This is a genomic window from Vibrio sp. M60_M70, from assembly GCF_037162085.1.
Taxonomy (GTDB): domain Bacteria; phylum Pseudomonadota; class Gammaproteobacteria; order Enterobacterales; family Vibrionaceae; genus Vibrio; species Vibrio diabolicus.
Map to the genome: position 1 here is coordinate 950,853 of NZ_JARLUL010000002.1, position 21,245 is coordinate 972,097.

General features: G+C 45.4%; 4 protein-coding genes. 2 read left to right on the forward strand and 2 right to left on the reverse strand.

What is annotated here, in order from left to right; all coding sequences use genetic code 11:
• The first annotated feature begins 320 nt into the window (after window positions 1-320).
• A complete protein-coding gene (locus P4S59_RS19960; RefSeq protein ID WP_337168927.1) occupies window positions 321-15,692 on the forward strand; it encodes a retention module-containing protein in 15,372 nt (5,123 codons plus the stop codon).
• A 159-nt stretch (window positions 15,693-15,851) separates the two neighbouring features.
• On the opposite strand, the gene P4S59_RS19965 is transcribed toward P4S59_RS19960, so the two are convergent.
• Both P4S59_RS19965 and yccS read right to left on the reverse strand, forming a co-directional pair.
• Window positions 15,852-16,154, reverse strand: a complete 303-nt coding sequence (locus P4S59_RS19965; RefSeq protein ID WP_104972471.1) for a hypothetical protein — start codon at window positions 16,152-16,154, stop codon at window positions 15,852-15,854.
• 495 nt (window positions 16,155-16,649) lie between these two features.
• On the reverse strand, window positions 16,650-18,803 hold the full coding sequence (gene yccS / locus P4S59_RS19970; protein WP_337168928.1) for a YccS family putative transporter: 2,154 nt from the start codon (window positions 18,801-18,803) through the stop codon (window positions 16,650-16,652).
• 323 nt (window positions 18,804-19,126) lie between these two features.
• Here yccS and helD point away from each other — a divergent pair, with 323 nt between their 5' ends.
• Window positions 19,127-21,196 (forward strand): DNA helicase IV, encoded by a 2,070-nt coding sequence (gene helD / locus P4S59_RS19975; protein ID WP_006742784.1) that lies wholly within the window; start codon window positions 19,127-19,129, stop codon window positions 21,194-21,196.
• The last annotated feature ends 49 nt before the right edge of the window (window positions 21,197-21,245 follow it).

A 21,245-nucleotide genomic window follows, 5' to 3' on the forward strand; every position in this document is an offset into this window, starting at 1 on the left:
CTTCCATTATTGATTGCAACCGGTAGTTTGGCGTTTAGCTGAGCGTTTTCATCTATCTTCTTTTTTAAAACGACTACACTTATACGGAATAAGATATCAATTTCATATAATTAATCGATATTGCGGCGTTAGGACATGTGTCACATTTCTGTGACTACTAGTAAGTTTTACTTACTTTGCTCATTAGTGCGCCATTTATCGATTGTTTAATGAGTTGATACTTAGTCTAATCGTCTAAAGGTGTGCAGTATGCCGCACTAAATCATTTAAAAACTATCTAAAAAGGTTAATGGGAAACGTAGGCCATTAGCGGAGGTCAGATGAGTACGCAAACCGTGCCGCAGAACGCGATTGTAAATGCTGTCAAAGGTGAAGTCTTGGTTTTAGGTCTGGATGGAAAAGTCAGGTCTATAAAAGCGGGGGATGAGTTAATATCTGGCGAAGTGATCATTACTGAAAATAACGCTTCTCTTGATGTACAGATACATAATGAGCTGTATCTGGTTGATGCTAATTGTGTCGCGTGCCTTCCAGAACCTTCTTTTGAACAACCAGAAACCTTGCTGCAATCTCCAGTTAATGGCCAGGTTACTTTCGATCCAACAGCTATCGAAGGTGCTAACTTTGACGCTAATGATGTCGCGGCTATCCAACAGGCCATTTTAGATGGTGCTGACCCGACTGCTATTTTGGAAGCAACGGCTGCTGGTGCTGGCGCTGAAGGCTCAGCCAATGCTGGCTATGTGACCGTTGAATATAATAATCCGGAAGTACTTGCCTCCACCTTTTTTGAGACGTCAGCGACTCGTAGCGGTGTAGAAGAACGCGATGAAGCTGATGATTTGGATGTCACTATCTTTGCCGGTGGCGGACAATCATTGCAATCTAGCGTAACAGAAGGCTCAATTTCTCTATCAAGCTACCCGCAAACCATTTCGTCTAGTGTGCTGGTTGAAGCAGGGGATCTCGCACTTGATACCGCTTCATTTGTACCAGAAACGTCTTCTTTAGAGTCTTTGTTAACCGAGTTAAATAGTGACATTACCTCTGGTGGTCAGCCTGTGGCGTTCGTTTACGACGAAGCGCAAAATGCCATTATCGGCACTCAAGGTGGTAACGAAGTGCTTCGTATCGAGATCGAAGCGACATCTTTAGGCCGTGATTTAGAGTTAGAGGTCGTTACCACGATTAGCCAGGGTATTGACCATGTGGCGTCCATCGCTGATGGCCAAGTATCTATCGTCGGTGATCAAATCAATATTGCTTTTGATATTACAGGCGCAGATATTGGTGGTAACAGTATTCAAGCCCCTATTGATTTTACGACAACCGTTATTGATGGCGATGATCCGGCGCCGCAAAACGTTACTTTCGAAAACGTTGAATCTTCTTCTACTCCGATTACTGGCACCTTTGTTGATATTGGTAGTGATCAATTGGCAACGGTCACATTTAATCAAGAAGGACTTAGTCAATTTGATGGCCTATTGAGTGATAATCAGGCAACAGAGGCGGTACTCTCTGAAGACGGCAGCACTATCACCTTGTCCATTGCTGGCTCGAATGAAACCGTCTTAACCATCAGTCTGAATACTGATGGTACTTACCAATTTGAGCAATTTAAGCCGTTAGAACAAACAAACGGTGAAGATACGATTGAGCTCTCTTTACCAACCACAATCGTCGACTTTGACCAAGATACGGCAAGTAACACCTTTACGATGACCATCCTTGATGGCGATAATCCAGTGATTGAAAACGTGACGGGATTGTCTTTAGACGAAGCGGGTGTTGACCAAGGTTCACAGGAAGGCGCGGTAGTAACAAGTGGCGCTGGGTCGATCACGACAGCGGTCGGTAGTGACATCATTGATCACTATGAGTTGGAACCTACAGAGTTTAATGTTGGTGGAGGACTTCAATCTCAAGGGCAGGTTGTTCAACTAGAATTAGCGTCCGAGAGTAACGGCGTGCGTACTTACGAGGGCTTCATCGAGCTGGATGGCGTGCGTATCACAGTATTTGATGTGGCGATTGATACCCCTGTATTGGGCGAATACCAATTCAACTTGTATGAACAACTCGACCATACGGGTGCTAACGATGACTCGCTCACTTTCTCACTGCCAGTTTACGCGGTAGATGCGGATGGCGACCGCTCCTCGATTACCGACGGTTCGAACACACCAGAAGCGGCGCAAATTGTCATTCAAGTTCAAGATGACGTTCCTTCGATTGATGGCGTTGATGCGCTAGCCGTCGATGAAGACGATTTATCAAGCATTGGCTCCGATCAAAGCGACTCTGTGCTCGCGCAAGGTAGCTTCACGACGACTCAGGGCTCAGACCGAGTTGTAAGTTATCAATTAGAGAGCGGAACTGATCCACTCAATGGGTTGGAATCACAGGGTCGATCTATTTCTCTGACGGAAACAGCCAACTCAGATGGCAGCTTTACCTATTCTGCAACGGCAGAAGGGGACGCTATCTTCACCTTACAAGTGAACCCTGACGGTTCTTATTCATTTACTCTTGAAGGTCCAATCGATCATGCTGTGGGTAGCGATAGCTTAACTTTAGACTTCAATATTGTCGCAACGGACTTTGACGGTGACACCAGTTCACTTATTCTACCAGTGACCATTGCTGATGATGTGCCAACCATTAACGACGTTGTTGCTCTTACCGTCGATGAAGATGACTTAAGTTCGGTAGGCTCTGACCAATCACAGCCAACGCTGGTTGAAGGTCAGTTCACGACGACTCAGGGCTCAGATGGCGTCGTACAGTATCAGTTGGATGTAAACGCTGATCCTTTAAATGGCCTGCAATCTCAAGGGCAAACCGTCTCCATTGCCGAAACGCAAAATGCAGACGGCAGTTACACCTACAGCGCAACGGCAAATGGCAGTGCAGTTTTCACATTAATTTTGAATACCGACGGCTCGTACAGTTTTGAGTTGCAAGGTCCAATCGACCATGCGGCAAATAGCGACAGTTTAACTCTTGATTTTAGCGTTATTGCGACAGACTTCGATGGTGATACAAGCCAAATCGTGTTGCCAGTTACCATCGTGGATGATAAGCCAACCATTACCGATGTCGATGCGATTACCGTTGATGAAGATGACTTAGCAGCAATTGGCTCAGACCAGACTGATCCGATTTCAATTGATGGCAACTTCACCACCACACAAGGCTCGGACCGAGTGGTGAGCTATCAGCTCGATGCTTCTGCAACACCAGTTGACGGCCTTACATCACAAGGCGTTGCAGTCACGCTAACTGAAACCGCAAACGGCGATGGCAGTTTTACCTACCAAGCAACAGCAGGTACTGAGTCGGTCTTTACACTGACAGTGAACACTGATGGCTCTTATAACTTCACGCTAGAAGGGCCAATTGATCATGCTGTCGATAGCGACGAGTTGACGCTCAACTTCCCAATCATCGTGACCGACTTTGATAGTGATACCACAAACGCCACGATCCCTGTGACGATCGTGGACGATAAGCCAGTCATCACTGACGTAGATGCCATTACGGTTGATGAAGATGATCTAGCGTCAATTGGTTCAGACCAAAGTAATCCAATTTCTATTGATGGCAGCTTCATAACCACGCAAGGCTCAGACCGTGTGGTGAGCTACCAACTCGATGCTTCATCAACACCGGTTGACGGTTTAACATCTCAAGGTGTGGCGGTAACGCTAACAGAAAGCGCAAATGGTGATGGTAGTTTCACTTATGAAGCGACAGCGGGTTTTGAAGCGATCTTTACGCTGACTGTGAATACTGATGGTACTTACAACTTCACGCTTGAAAGACCAATTGATCATGCGGTTGATAGTGATGAGTTGACACTGAACTTCCCAATTATAGCCACCGACTTTGATGGCGACACAGTAACTGAAATCATTCCAGTCACGATTGTTGATGATGTACCGACTATTACAGCGGTTGATGCGTTGAGTGTCGATGAAGATGACCTTAGCGGTGTGGGCTCAGACCCAGGCGGCGATCTATTCGTTGAAGGCGCGTTTACCACCACTCAAGGCTCTGACCGAGTGGTGAGCTATCAACTGGATTCAACCGCTGATCCTGTTGCGGGGCTGACCTCTCAAGGTGAGGCGATTACCCTGGTGGAAACCGCGAATGGTGATGGCAGCTTTACCTATGTTGCGACCGCAGATGGCAATCCAGTATTCACGTTAAACGTCGCAACAGATGGTACTTACGACTTTACGCTGCAAGGCCCGGTTGACCATGCAGTAAATAGCGACAGCCTAACGATTGATTTCCCAATTGTTGCCACCGATTTTGATGGTGATACAACTTCAGCAAGCATACCAGTTACGATCACCGATGATGCACCAATCATCGATAATGTCGTGCCTCTGGCTGTGGATGAAGATGATTTATCAGGTATTGGCTCAGACCAAAGTGACGCTGTTTATGTAGAAGGTGCGTTCACGACCACTCAAGGCTCAGACCGTGTGGTGAGCTACCAACTTGATTCAACGGCTGATCCTGTTGCAGGTTTAACCTCTCAAGGTGAGCCTGTTACTCTGGTAGAGACTGCGAATGCCGATGGCAGCTTTACTTACGTTGCTACCGCGGATGGTAACCCTGTCTTCACCATGAATGTGAATGCAGACGGTACATACAACTTCCGTCTGGAAGGTCCGGTCGACCATGCGTTAAACAGCGATGAGTTAGTACTGAACTTCCCAATCATTGCGACGGATTTTGATGGTGATACGACGACCGCGACCATTCCAGTCACCATTACTGATGACGTTCCAAGCATCGACAACGTTGTTCCACTGACAGTAGACGAAGATGATCTCGCCACAATAGGCTCAGACCAAAACGATGATGCGTTTATGTCTGGTTCGTTTAGTACGACAGAAGGCTCGGACAGCGTTGTTAAATACCAGCTTGATGCAACGGCAAATCCAGTTGCTGGATTGACCTCTCATGGTGAACCTGTCGTGCTTGCTGAGACGGCAAACGGTGATGGTAGCTTTACTTACACTGCCACAGCAGATGGCAATGCCGTATTTGAGTTAGTGCTGAAGCCAGATGGCAGCTACACCTTTACTCTGCAAGGTCCACTAGACCATGCGATGAATAGCGACAGCCTACAAATCGATTTCCCGATTATCGCAACAGACTTTGATGGCGACACTTCAACTAAAATACTGCCTGTCACTATTGTTGATGATCAGCCAAGCATCATTAATGTTGATGCGATCAGCGTGGATGAAGATGACTTGGCTACGATTGGCTCTGATCAAAACGAGTCCGTGTCGATTGATGGTCACTTTGTCACGATGGGTTCTGATCATGTTGTGAGTTATCAGTTAGACGCGTCCTCTAACCCTATTAATGGCTTAACCTCACACGGGGTAGTGGTGACAATGACGGAAAGCGCGAATGCGGATGGCAGTTTCACCTATACCGCTACCGCAGGATCAGAAGCCGTATTTACCTTGACGGTGAACAGCGACGGCAGTTACAACTTCACGCTTGAAGGTCCAATTGACCATGCAACAGGTAGTGATGAGCTGACGCTGAACTTCCCAATCATCGCGACAGATTTTGATGGTGATACCACCACAGAAACGATCCCAGTCACCATCGTCGATGACAAGCCGACTATTACTGATGTCGATGCGATTACCGTGGATGAAGATGATTTAGCCACGATTGGCTCGGATCAAAACGATCCAATATCAATCGATGGCAACTTCACCACAACGCAAGGCTCTGACCGAGTGGTGAGCTATCAGCTTGATGCTTCTGCAACACCGGTGGCTGGACTCACATCACAAGGCGTGGCAGTTACATTGGCTGAAACCGCAAACGGCGATGGAAGCTTTACCTATAAAGCAACAGCGGGTTCTGAAGCGGTCTTTACGCTGACGGTGAATACCGATGGTAGCTATCAGTTTACGCTTGAAGGGCCAATCGACCATGCTGTTGATAGCGATGAGCTGACACTCAATTTCCCAATTATTGCGACAGACTTTGATTGCGACACCTTTGCTGAGACAATTCCTGTCAAGATCGTTGATGACAAGCCGACACTTGGTGGCATCGAAGCAACAAGTGTGCAAACGGTTGACGAGGACGATATCCCAACAGTTGGATCTGATGGTACGCAGTCGAACAGCATTGCCGGTAACTTCATCGCGACTGATGGCTCTGATGGCATTGTAGAGTATGGTGTTTCTGACCTAACGACGCCAGTACAAGGCCTGACCTCTGGTGGTCAATCACTGGTCATGGTTGAAGTCTCAAACGCAGGTGGCGTTTCAGTTTACGAAGCTCGTATTGATGGCACGACGACACCAGTATTCCGAGTGACCCTCGATGCCTCTGATGATAGCTACACGTTCGATTTGCTTGCTCCTCTCGATCATCCAAATGCTGATGGCCAAAATGAACTGGTCATCAATTTGCCGATAAACGCGACTGACTTTGATGGAGACGTGTCGAACAACATCACCTTACCAATTACGGTTGTGGATGATGTTCCGACCATTGATGGTTTACTAGCAGGCAGCGAACAAACCGTTGATGAAGATGACCTACCAGCAGGTACGGATGCTGCAAGTGCAGAAGATACTGTTATTTCAGGTACTTTTGATATAACCGAAGGTGCTGACCAAGTTGCTTCTATTCAGCTTAGTGACCTGACCACGCCTGTTGCGTCACTGACTTCAGATGGTGACGCTATCACCTTAGTTCTGTCTTCTAGCGCAAATGGCGTGAACGTATACCAAGGGATCGCTGGCAATCCTGCTGAAGTGGTGTTCGAACTGACGTTGGATGCAACGAACAACACCTACGAGTTCGATTTACAAAAGCCGCTTGATCACCCAGATGGTAACCAGCAAAACGAAATCATTATTAACCTTCCTGTGACGGCGACGGATAATGATGGTGATACGTCACCAGCCTTCACATTGCCAATTACCGTTGTGGACGATGTTCCAGTTGTTACCAATATTGAAAGTCTACGTGTCGACGAAGATGACTTACCTCTTGGTTCTGATGGCACTAAAGAGCCATTAACGGTATCAGGTGAGTTTGAAGTCACTAGCGCAGATGGTATTGATGCGTTCGAATTGGATCTGAGCTCAAATCCTATCCCGAATCTGAAATCGGGTGGAGAAGAGGTAACACTTTCTCAAGACGTTGGTGCTTCAACTGCTGATGCGCTTGTTTACGTGGGACAAACTCCGGGTGGAGTGACTGTCTTCACGTTGACACTTCATCAAGATGGTAAATACGACTTTGAGTTATCTGGTCAGTTAGATCACGCGGTTAACTCTGATGAGATTTTGTTGAATCTACCTGTGAAGATTACAGATGGCGACAACGATACCATCACTGCGACCTTGCCAGTGACGATCGTAGATGACAAGCCAACCATTGATGCTATTAGCTCTGGTAGTACCTTGTCTGTGGATGAGGATGATATTCCAAGCCAAGGTTCGGACGACACGCCAGAATCCAATATCATTGGTGGCAATTTTGACGTTACCGATGGTGCCGATACTATCGTTAGCTTCCAGCTGGATAGCTTAACGTCACCTGTTTCTGGACTTACTTCAGGTGGTCAAGCGCTTGAATTGGTTGAGTTTTCAAATTCAAATGGTGTGATTGAGTACCGAGCTTACGTACAAGGTACGACGGATATCGTCTTTAAACTGACGCTAAATGGTTCAGCAGACAGCTATGAATTTGAACTGTTGGGTGCACTTGATCATCCTGGGGGTAACGATGAAAACTCGTTAGTCATCAACTTCCCTGTCAACGCGACCGATTTTGACGGCGATGTGTCCAATAACATCACCTTGCCGATCACTGTGGTGGACGATGTTCCAGCGATTGTGAAAGTGACAGACTCTAGCCAACAAACCGTTGATGAAGATGATCTTGCCGGTGGCTCTGATACGACAAGTAATGATTCTACGGTATTAAACGGCGGATTTGAGGTCGTTGCTGGTGCAGACAAGATTGTCAGCTACCAAGTTTCTGACCTCGATGCAGTCGTGTCAGGCTTAACGTCGAATGGCAGCAGCATCGAGTTGAATCTAGTAGGCACCAATGGTGGAGTAACCAGTTACGAAGCGGTTATTACTGGCACATCAACTAAGATCTTCACGCTGTCTCTTGATGCGAATAATGACAGCTACCAATTTGAGCTGTTGGGACCCATCGACCATGACGCTGTTCAAGGTGAAAACAACCTTGTCATTGATATCCCAATTACAGTAACAGACTTTGATGGTGACACGTCATCATCACTGAATCTTCCAATTACCGTGGTTGATGACATTCCCGAAATTAAATCAGCAGATGCTTTGGCTGTTGATGAGGATGACCTTGCCAACGGCTCTCAGGCAACCAACAAAGGCAGCCTAGAAGCAACGGGCAATTTCGATACGCTGGAAGGGGCAGATACCGTTGTCTCTTACCAACTGGACCTGACATCTAACCCGATCCCAGGAGTAACTTCCGGTGGGTTAGCGGTGACACTTGTTCAAACTGCAGTAAGCAACAACAACTACACTTATCAAGGGCAGACTCCGGATGGAAACTCAGTATTCACGCTAGTTTTGAACGCTGACGGCTCTTACAAGTTTACGCTTGAGGGTGTGCTAGACCACTCAATCCAAGGCGAAGATACACTCATACTCGATCTTCCAGTCTTTGCTACAGATGTCGATGGCGATACGGCAGGTATTAACTTACCAGTGACGATTACCGATGATGTTCCAACCTTGCACGATGCATCTATTTCGCGTGTTGAGGGACAAGGCAGCCGCACGGTTCACTTATTCCAAGACCCTGTAGAAGCTGATGACGATCTTGGTGCTGACGGCGCACAAGTGACTTCATTTTCGGCTGATGATTCAGGCATTTACTTTAAGCAAAACGGTGTTGATTCTGATTCTGTCGATTTGAACGGCAGCGACCAAGTCGTATTTGTTCACAAGGTTCTTGACGGAGTGGATACTGAAATCGGTCGTTTGGTTGTTCGAACTGATGGCAGTGTGTCATTCCGTCCTAATGACGATCTTGACCATACCGAAACCGACTCGATTGATTTCACCATCAACGTTGTTGCAACCGATGGTGATGGCGATATCGCAGATGCCGATGTGGATATCTCGATAAGAGACCGTAATGCGCAAATTGACACGTCTACCGTTACTGCGTTCGAGGACCAAGGGCGTGATGGCGTCGTTGTGGGCGTTGACTCTGCAAATACTCAGGATAACTTGTCGACGCTGGATGTGACGCCGGCGAAAGTCAATTTGGTTATCGATTTGCATGATATCGATCGTAACGAAAGCTTAGGTGACATCACGATTCGAGATGCAAGCACGCACAACGGTACTTTCTATTACCGAGATGGCAGCGGTAACTTCATTGAACTGACACCAGTAGGCAATACGGTTGTTCTCGACGCATCAAATGTCGAGCAGTCATTCAATGGTGAGCTTGTCTCGTTAGATAACTTGTACTTCGTACCAGATCGTCATACATCAACCGATGCTTCTGGTATCGATCCTCGTATCCGTGTGGAAATTCTTAACAATGGTACGCCAGATCATACGATTAATGGTCGTTTAGACATTGAAGTTGCTGCCGTTGCAGATATTGCGACTTGGACGACGAGCAGCGAGTTTAACTATTCTGTCGATGAAGACGGAAACAACGTCGCACTTAACATCACGGCTGAAACTCAAGATACTAGTAACCCTGAAGGAATTGTGTACGAACTCGTCTTTACACAAGGGGAAGATAACGCAGAGTTAGTCTATTCAGATGGTAGTGCGATACCAAAATCTGGTGGTGTTTATCTCGTAGATGCCAGCCGAATTGGTGACGTTCAAATTGATCCAATCGATAATTTCTCGGGCGAAATCAAGATTGATGTAACCGCGATTACAACAGAAAACAATAATCCGTTATCAGGGAAGGAAACGGCACGTTCAGAGACAGAAACTATCATCATTGATGTTAACCCAATCGCGGACCCAGGTAGTTTTACGGTCAACCGAATCAATGTCTTTGAGGATAACGCTCGAACTCAAGATACCGTCAATCCTGTCACGGATCATGATCCACTTCAGTTAAGTGAAGTGATTACCATGAAGCCGTCTGCGGATTTAGATGGTTCTGAAGCACTATTTGTGCGTATTTCTGACTTCTCAATTGATGGCGTTACGTTAGTGTGGCTTGATTCAGCAAACCCAAGCCAAATCGTAGAAGTAACCGATTCAAGCGGCAATGTACTCTATTACGAAGTGCCAGAATCTGAGTTAGCCAAGGTCGAAGTGCTTCCTCCGTTGCACAGCAATGATGACTTTACTTTCAACGTTGAAGGTATCGTCAAAGACACGGCATCGTTATCTAGTGGGGTTGCCGAAGATATGTTGTCACTAGGCAGCAAAACAGTGATCGTCGGTGTGAAAGGCGTAGCTGACATACCATTTATTGAGCTTAATGATAAATCAGGGATCTGGCATGAGTTTAATGACGGCAATGTGAGAGGTATTGAGACTAATATCGATGAGAATGGTCAAGTAGAGTTGGGCTTTAGTGTCATCTCTGGCGAGTTACCAGATAACCCGAATGATCACTCAGAGTCGGTTACGGTTCTGCTATCCAATATTCCGGCAGGTGTCGAGGTATTTGATAGCGATGGTGCATCCGTCGATCTGACCTTTGTAGGCTATGACGCGCAAAATCAGCCAATCTATGAAGCCAATATCACCACGGCGAATATTAATTCTGGAATTGTTATTAAACCGGAAGCGTCATCGACGGAGAACATTCATATTACAGCGACGACGATCGTCACAGAGAATGATGGTCACAGTCGAACCTCATCGGGTGAGATCCGAATTATTGTCGCTCCTGTCATTGATGCGCAAGATAACTACACAGTTCAATCAGAAGGTGATGAAGATACACGCTTTAATATTGATTGGAAGCCAACGTTGGCTCAAAGCCCTGATACAGACGAGTTCTTTAGTGATGTGACGATTTCTGGATTTCCTCCAGGCAGCACGGTTTATGTCGATGGCGTAGCACAAACATTGGTTTCTGGAACATTAACACTTTCGCCACTAGCGAACGAGTCGGAGCAAGACTTTTCTGCTCGAATCTCTCAAAGCGGGTATGTCCAGGTGCAATTAGAGCAAGACTCTAGTACTGACTTTGATTTGAATACTACGGTGACGGTGAAAGAGATTGACCACGAATATGTCGATGCTTCTAATCCAGGGCAGGGAATTGCAGAAAAAACCATCAATGGCATGGTGCATGTCCAAGTCAATCCAATCGTTGAGCCAGAAAATACAACAGGATCGCTAGACGCCCAGACACGTTTGCTTGTTACTGAAAGCACTGGCGTTGTCACTGACATCGTGAAGTCAGACGGTCAAGGGAACATTGATTTTACGATCAATACTTCAACGGGTGGGGAGTCTGGTGCGAATATCATCAAATACCAAGAGTTTGACGCCTCTTCAGATGAAGTAGTGACTCAGCTTGTTGTTCAGTTCCACAATGTTGACCCTGAGATTCTCAATCAATTGGTCATTGTTGGTGCATTGAACGAAGGCGGCGGTCGATGGACAGTCATTGACGAAGAAAACTTCTCGATTAAAGCGCCTTCGGGTCTTGATTTAACGCCAAACGACGACAGCGATGATGGTGACAACGGCGGTCTATCTCAAATTGGGTTAACCATCTATGCCGAGGTCAACGATTTAGGTGAAGATGCCGTTGAAAAAGACGCAACAGTAGTAAGAGAGACTGACGTGACACTTGAGTTTCCGACGGTTCTCACGCCGCAAACAAGTGTTGCAGCTGAAATTCAGGTGACTGATGGCGTCCAAATTGAAGCATCGGAAGATAATGCGATCGACCTTGGCACTCAATTGACGTCGAAAGTCGATGCGATTAATGCGGATGGTGTGGAAGATGTTTTGACTGTTGTTATTGATCCATCTGCACCCGGTATTCCTCCAGGCTTGGTGATAACAGGCACTGATATCGATTTTGTCAATGGTAAATACGTTTTCCAAGCAGATATTGATGCTAGTGGCAATATCACAGGTTTGGACGGTTTAACGATGCACTTGGCTGAAGATTACGCTGGTGATTTCGAATTGCCTGTGAGGTTTGTCACCAAAGACACAGAGTCTGGCGACGAAAAAGAAAACAACGTGCGAATTCCAGTCCAGGTTTTACCGATTGCAGATGTTCCGAGTTCGGCGGGTGATCAGCCATTAGATGGTGATGTTACACCAAATGTGACAGTGGATATCACAGGTACTCTCGGTTTAGACGCTAACAAACAACCAGTTAATGACCTCAATAACGATGTACCAACGGCGGATGGTGTGGGTTATGAAGATGGTTTAATCCAACTTAATCTAAATGTCGATTTTGCTGACCGTTATAACAATATCCAAGGTGGTCAGGAAACGCTAACGAACATCAAGTTAGCACTCGATGATGCAACACTGGGGGAGTTTGTTGACGCAAATGGCAATAGCTTAGGGACAAGTATTGAGTTTAATGAAGCTGAGATTTTAGCGGGTGCGCTTGATAATGTTCTGTTTAAGCCGAAAGAAAATTATCCCGTAGGTGGGGGACAAAACACCGTCAAGATTAATATCGAAGGAGAGATCACGGACGAGGCTGTATTTGATCAGTCTATCCTAAATAACCCTGGCGATAATATCGATATAAGAACTTTTACTGATGACGTGACATTCGAAGTTACGCCAGTGGTGGACGATATTACGATTACAGGTGCCGATCCTACGAAGCCAATTACCGTGGTTGGTGACGAAGATACTTTAATTTCGTTGAATCAATCAGGCTCTGGGGTTTCGATCAGCTTAAACGATAATGATGGCTCTGAAAGTTTCGTTTCACTCAAGTTAACAGGGATCCCTGATGATTTTGTCGTGCAATCCAATTCCTCTGATTATGTTGTTAAGAACAACGGCGGAGGAGAATGGAGTATTCAGCTAAAAGACCTTACTCAGACATCCGTTGATTTGAGTGACATCCAAATCAAACCGCCGAAAAACTTCAGTGGCGAGGCAGAGATTGGCATTACCGTGTTCATCCAAGAAGAATTGTTACAAGTACCAACAGAGCGAACTAATAACTTTACGCTGGTTGTGAATCCTATTGGCGATGATGTCGATGTGAATCCTGATACTTCAGTTGCGGGGAATGAGGGAGAAGATATTGTTATCAACGTCAATGCGCTGGTGGTTGATAACAAAGAGTCCATCGGAGATGGCGCAACCTACCAGGAAAATGATCCAGAGACGCTGAGAGTTGAGATTTCAAATGTCCCTGATGGGGCGAGTGTTTCATTACCTGATGGAACGGTGTTTACTGACCAAGGAAATGGCGTCTTCGTATTAGAAATCGATGCTCAAGATTTGGATCAAGTGGTCTTTAATTCTGGTGATCGCAACGATAACTCATGGGGTGGGTCACTGCATTTCAAAGTGCAAGCGGTTGATACCGGGCTCGATGGTCGCCAAAGTTTAGGTTCAGCCGAGGAGTTTGACGTAGCTGTTGATGTTGAAGCGGTGAATGATCGACCGGACTTCGTGAATGTCATTGACGTTGAAACACCAGAAGACAACGCTATCCTGCTGGATACATTTGGTATTTCGGATGTGGATGCGGTACTTGATGATCCTACCGCAGAGTATGTCTTGAATATTGCTGTCGATAGCGGTTACTTGGCGCTCGAACCATCGATTATTGCCAATTACGGATTGACGGTTTCTGGAGACGGCACGGGTTCAATTGAACTGAAAGGAACCGTATCTGACCTTAACGCCGCTATCGCTGATGGTTTAGTGGAGTTTAACCCAGCGCTTAACTTCTTTGGTAACGTCAATGTCGATATCACTGTCGATGACCAAGGCAACGAAGGGATTGTGATTAGCGGTGTCGATGAAACACTCAATTCAAATAGCAGCCAATTTGTAATTGAAGTCACAGAGGTGAACGATGCACCAACAACATCTGAAGTGACGTTGACAAGTATTGATGAAGACAGCGGCGCTGTTATTGTTACCGCAGCAGACTTGCTGGTTAATGCGGTTGATATTGAGTCGGACAATTTAACCGTTAGCAATGTTACGCTTGTCGACCCTGCAGCAGGGACGCTTACTCAACTGAGCTCAACGGAGTGGAGCTTTGAACCTGATCCTGATTTTTACGGGGATGTAAGCTTTAATTACGATATTACGGATGATGGCATGACCAATGGCGTCTCGGATCCGAAGACCGTCAGTGGCTCAGCCGTGATGACAGTGCAGGCGATTAACGATGCTCCGGAGGTTGATGGCTCAATGGTCACAAATACGATTGTGGAGTCATCGGATCAAAAAATCTCAGGTTTCGAAATTACCGATGTTGATTTTGCAGGTATTCATGAGAATGAAATCATGACGGTGTCACTCAGCATCGATGAGGGTGATATAAGTGTCGTTGTCCCGGCGGGGAGTGGCATTACTCAAGGCGTTGGTTTAGCAGGTGAAACTGTACTGATGGGGACTTTGTCTCAGCTTAATAGTCTTTTCGCTTCGACGGATCCGGATGTCGGTGTATTTATTGATGCCAGTGACGTGAACAGCAATTCTATTGCGCTTACCGTTACCGCTGATGACAACGGTATCTTCTATGACAACTTAACGGGTACCTCACTACAAACATCAGAAACGTTTGATATTAACGTAACGCCTGTCGCTGACGTACCAAACTTGGCCATTGATCAGAACTTTAGTTACATTCAAAGAATTAGTGCGAGTCAAAGTGCAAGCCGTCAAGGCATCGCGCTAGTGGGTATTATGGCGGCGTTGACCGATGTCGATGAAGTACTGGCTTTAGAGCTCACTGGCGTGCCAAGAGGAGCCACTATCACGAGTGAAGCTACAACATCGAATATCAGCTTTGATGGTACAACATGGACTGTTCCAGAAGATGAAATTGATACGCTACATATCAATAATGCGATCCCGGGAGATTACGATATTACATTGACTGCGGTTTCTACTGCATCAAATGGTGACCAAGCGTATTCAACGCCATTAGACATTAATCTAAACGTTACACTAAATAGTCAAGATATTGATCAGTCAGCTGAAAGTGAAGACAGCTATCTTATTGGTAGTGATGCAGGCATTACTTTAGCAGCCGGTACGGGAGATGATTATATCCTAGGAGGAGATGGAGATGACGTGCTTATTGGCGGACTAGGCTCTGATATTCTGACTGGTGGTGCGGGTAGCGATATCTTTAAATGGACAGAAGACACGGTGGATAATGGTGCGATTGACACCATCACTGACTTTAGCGTCAATGAGGACACCATTGACCTCAAAGACGTGATCGCTGATTTGAATGATCCAACGGCAGGTATTGATGATTTACTTGCGCACATTCAAGCCGATTACGACGCATCAACAGAAAATGTTTCTCTGAACATTACGACGGATGCAAATGTCCAGCAAACCATTGTTGTGGAAAACTTAGGTACATCGATAGACTTCAACGGTCTTAGCTCCAATGAGATTGTAGAGTCATTGCTGAATCACGGTGTTATTGATAACGGATAAATTTGGATTCAACATAAAACGGGCGGCTTTAACAAGGCGTCCGTTTTTATTGGGAGTTATTGATTTTTATTGAGACTTATTGAATCGAAATAGCACAACATTAGGTAGCAAGAGAGGGCTTGTTACGGATTTGTAGTGACAGGTCGGAACTAAGAAGTTTTAGACGTGAATATCGAGTAAGCTGCCAATGACTTCATTGTTTTTCTCAATGACGGACGCACCCACTCGGTTGTAACCTGCAGCTTGCGTAAGGTTGATGAGTGATTCAACTTTTTGAGAAGGGAGGCTAGGAGTTGAAGCGGTTATTGCGACATCTGCCACTTTAGCCAAATCGATGTTGTGAGAAGCGATCTCTTCTTTCACTTTACCTAAGTTATCATTAATACCATGCGCGGCTTTTTCAGCCATCTGCTGTGACATCTGAAGAATTTGGTGCCCAGATTGAATTCCTGATACAGGCATATCACCACTCCCAATACTATGCTAATGAGAGCATAGGTGGAGTTTATAAAACGTTCAAGTGTTTTATATCAATGATTTGATTAAGCAAACAGTTTAGAAAGCATTTCTCTTTCTTCAACAGAAAGTACTGGGTTTTGTGTTTTTTTAACTTTACGCTTATCTCACCCTGTAATGATTTCAACTGACTCGCCGTTAAATCACTGAGCTTTTGTTTAAGTTCATTAAATTGTTGTGCGTTCATCTCAATACCCTCGTTGTAATTCGGTTTATCCTTCATTTCCCGAAATTCTTCGTCCTTTGGATACAACATATTTATTCAACCTAGATAGATTAGAATTTGATCGATTGCTTTTTGTCCGAACATTGTCAAGGTGTGTTAAGTGATACGTCAGATTTTTCCTATGAAGGTACATAATTACCCACTTTGGGGTAGATAGAAAAGTAGAAAGAAAAAAAGGAAGCGACAATTCGCTTCCCTTTTCTATCCGTGTGTTACTAGTTCACCCTCACTGCAAACTTACTGGCAAGTGAATGTAGCTCTGGGAGCATGCGATAGATAAGGTGAAGTTGCTGCAGCACCATGCGAGCGGAACTATCATCTTCATCTCGCCACTCATTCAAGCGTTGCTCAAGTCCTGCGTCGTCAATATTAGATAAATCGCACTCTTCGCAATGCTGGTGAAGCTGTTTATGGAGAACGTCTAAATGCTGATGAATACAGCGGTGTGCATCTAAAACGAGCTTATGAATCGACTCATCTTCAATGCGAGTTCGGTGCGCACCAAGAGCAGAAATATAGTTCAGCATTGCGTGATTTAACGTTAAGAAGCGGAAGCTCTCATCAACGGCAGCACGATATTTACCAGGTTCCGCAAGCATTGTACTGATGGCAGAAGAAAGTGAGGCATCACTGTTATGGGCTTGACGACGAGCAATGCGATAGCTCAAGTTGTCCTTTTTACCAATTCGATACTGACCAATGATCTGATCGAGATACTGTTTGTTAGCATCTATCGCATCCGACATGACTTTGTGCAGCCTTCTCGATTGCCAATCTGGCAAAATAACCAGCACGGCTCCTACAGCAAGCACACACCCGATGAGGGTATCAGCTAGTCGAGGAAGCACAACCGCGTAACCTTCACCTAACTGGTTGAATAAGAAGAGGACCAGAAGTGTGATGAATCCAGTTGCGTATCCGTAATTGTTCATCCGAAAGGCGAAAAACATCACGCCAGAAATAACGATGAATACTAACTGGCTTTCTTGAGAAGGGAAGAAAGTCAGTAATGGTACGCCAATTAACAAACCAGCTAATGTGCCTATGACTCGCGCAGTCAGTTTTTGACGCGTTGCACTGTAGTTCGGCTGACACACGAAGAGAGTGGTTAAGAGTATCCAGTAACCTCGGTCGATATTGAATACTTGAATGATTCCATAACCAATCGTCAAGGCAATCGACATACGCAATGCGTGTCGAAACAGCATCGAATCTTTGTGTAAATTCGCGGATATACGCTGCCACATGGCTTTTAATGTGTGCGGGTTAGTATCGGCGAGCGTATCTTCCTCTAGGCCCTCAACATCTGGGTTGTTAATGTTATTCAGTTGCTTTTCCACCGTCGCTAAGTTATTGAATAAATATGTTAACTGCATTAGCAGACGTTTCCAGTGTCCTTGCTTTTGTTCTTCTAAGTAAGCAAGTGAATTTTGCACTTCAGCTAAGGCCAAGATGGACTGATCGGTATGTGAGTATTCATTCCCTAGCTGAATCGCTAATGCAATATCACGACACGCTTGGGCTTGAGATTCCAAAAGATATTTAAAACGAAACAGCACATCAGAACGTTCAAATTCAGTTGCTAAATCTTGATAGCGGTAATGGCTAGAGCTGACTCGTTCGTGGATGTCTTGAGCGATGAAGTAGATATTTAAGAATCGATCACTAGGGCCATCAATGTGGCCGCGTTTCGAGCGGTTTAGTAATGTGGCTTTGCAAGCGTTTAGCGCCATCACCGTCGCTGCGTTGCACTTGGCGGCTTCAATCCGAAGTGGCTGTGGCGTTAGGTTGGTGACAGGGTGAAAAAGCTTGGCTTTCGCATCGAGATAATTTGCCATTTGGAAGAACACATTGGCTAAGCTTTGTTGCACAGGCTGAAGAGGCCAAAATATATGCCAAATCATCGACATGAAGTAATACCAAGCAGCACCAGTTAAAAGCAGTAGTGGCTGAAACCAAATGTTAGTACTTTCATGCGCACCAAGCATGGTGTAAATGGCGATCAGCAAAGAGCCAAAAGCAATGCTCGCGTATTTAGGACCTATCGCTCCAAGAATGATAAAACCAAAGGTTGAGATAAATAACCCTAATGCAAATGCCCAAGGGGTGTCGAACAAGATTTCAATTGAGAAAGCGGCGAGCGCAAAACAGAGAAAGGTCAGAATCAGCGCCTTGATGCGCCCAGTGAAACTATCATCACTCTCTGCCAAAGCAGCAGCAATAACGCCCAGTATTAGCGGCGTGATCAGCGTGTTTTGCTCGAAGTACCAAGTCGGGATAACTACACCCAGTAAGGTGATTAGGATAAGAACGCTGTAATTTATGGTCTTGTTTGCCCAATAGAGCCGAAATTTAGAAGTTGCTTGCACAATGCGCCTTATGTTTCCGATGAAAAACGGGGGAATACTACCAAACCCACTATAGCGCGTTTATGATTTACTTTAAGAAAAATTCGTTGTTGCTGATAAAATCAACAGGGATGTCATTGACTTATACTAAAGCAGCCATGCAATGTGTCTATAATTGTAAAGTCAGCTTCAAATAGAATGAGCTTTAGGTTACTAAATCGACAGTAATGTGAATTTTATTAAAGAATAAAAGAAGATGCTTACTTAGGTGCTCGCCATTGCTACAATTTGGCGCCTTAAAATGATATAAATCGACAACTTCTAAATTAAAAGGCGCACGTTTCATGCAGCTCACTGCCACTAGCAAAGCACAGTTTTTTATTCAAAATGAGTACCATCACGTCGAAATAAAAGAGAACAGTGTTTTATTAAGCTCAATAGGCAGTGAAGAACATATTCCTTTTACGATCTGGAATGGCAAAGTTAGCGTAAAGCGTGGGTTGTTATGGAGCTCTTTGCAGTTTTTTGCTCATGAGCACGAAGGCAAACAACAAAGTTGGCTAGTACAAGGGCTACCGTGGCCACAATGCCGTAAGTTTGCTCTTGAAGCTGTTCGTCAGTATCAAGAATGGCACAATACTCAGTGCCGAAAACTGGCTGAGTATCTACCTAAGTGGGAAGAAGAGCTCTACAAACTTAAGCATCTTCCTGCCTATCTATCGCACTCTCAAGTGGTCTCCTGGGTGGAAAGTCTTAACCAAGAGTTAAGCGAAATGAAAACCACTCTAGAAGAAGCCAAAATGCGGATGCCGAATCGCATGGCGGAAATCGAACCTTGGCTTATTGATACGTCTGCGACGCTTGGTGAGCGTAATCGTGATTGGCTTGAGGAAGAACGTCCGAATTGGGAAGTGCTGTTTAATCGCATAGAATCTTCGCCTTTAAACTTATCCCAGCAATATGCGGTGTTGCTTAACGATGATCACAACTTAGTCCTTGCTGGCGCAGGCTCTGGCAAAACCAGTGTTTTAACGGCTCGAGTTGCATACTTGTTGCAAAGCCACCAGGCTCAAGCAGAAGAGTTGCTTATGCTGGCTTTCGGTCGTGATGCCGCGACTGAAATGAAAGAGCGTTTAGTGGATAAAGTAGGCATGGCCGCAGACGGTGTGCGTGTGAATACGTTCCATCAACTAGGCTTATATATACTTAATCAAGTTGAGCAACAGCCTGTTGAGATCAGTCCGTTGGCGTTAGATGACAACCAGCGAACGGCATGGTGTGTAGATTGGCTGAAAAAGCATTGGATGACGCCTACTAACTTTAAACGTTGGCAAAAACATTTAGACAAATGGCCGATTGCCTATTTAAAAGGGGACGATGAGTTAGGAAGTCACTCAGAAAACCCAAAACTGATCGCGTGGCTAGACTCTCAGTTGTCTCACTTAGCTGCGGTAGGGCTAACCAAAAAGCAAGTGCAAGAAAAGTTGGTAAATCACCAAGACTATACTCGTTTAAACAGCGAACTCGCCTTGTGTTGGCCATGTTTTACGGCGTGGCAGAAAATGCTTAAAGAAAGCAATCAAGTGGATTTCCCTACCATGATCAGTCGTGCGACAGATTATGTAAATAAAGGGAAATTTGTCTCTCCATGGCGCTTCATTATGGTCGATGAGTACCAAGATATCTCTCCAGACCGTTTAGCACTGATTGAAGCACTGTGTGAATCCACACAGAAACAAGCGGGTGCGACGTTGTTTGCGGTTGGTGATGACTGGCAGGCCATCTATCAGTTTGCTGGTGCGGACGTCGATCTTATCACTGGGTTTAAAGAGCGCTTTGCTCACTCTACCGTTCATCATCTAGATACGACTTATCGTTTCAACAATCAGATTGGTGATGTGGCAAACACTTTTGTTCAGCAAAACCCATCGCAATTGCCGAAAACATTAAATAGCCACAAGCAACGTAAGCAGAAGAGTGTGCATACCGCACCGAGTAACCAAGTTGAAAAGATCTTGGATCAATTGAATCAACAAGCCAAGCAAACCAAGTCAGTCTTATTGTTAGGACGTAATCATTATCACAAGCCCGACTTGTATGACGATTGGTTGCGACGTTTTCCTAATCTCGATATTCGTTTTATGACTTGTCATGCGAGTAAAGGGCGAGAGGCTGATTTTGTCATTATTCTTTCTGTGGATGAGGGGCAATTCCCTGCGAAGAAGAAGCAAATTCACATTGATGGCGCACTGACCGAGTCCAAAGACAAATTCCCTCACGCAGAAGAGCGCAGGCTGTTTTACGTGGCGATTACGCGTGCGAAAGAGAAGGTTTGGATTACGCACACTGGCGCTGGATCCGCATTTGTTCAAGAGCTCGTCAATGGTGATTATCCGATCATCACTTCGCGTTGAAGGCAGAGTTCTGAATTTTAGAAATAATAAAGGCGATACTCAGTATCGC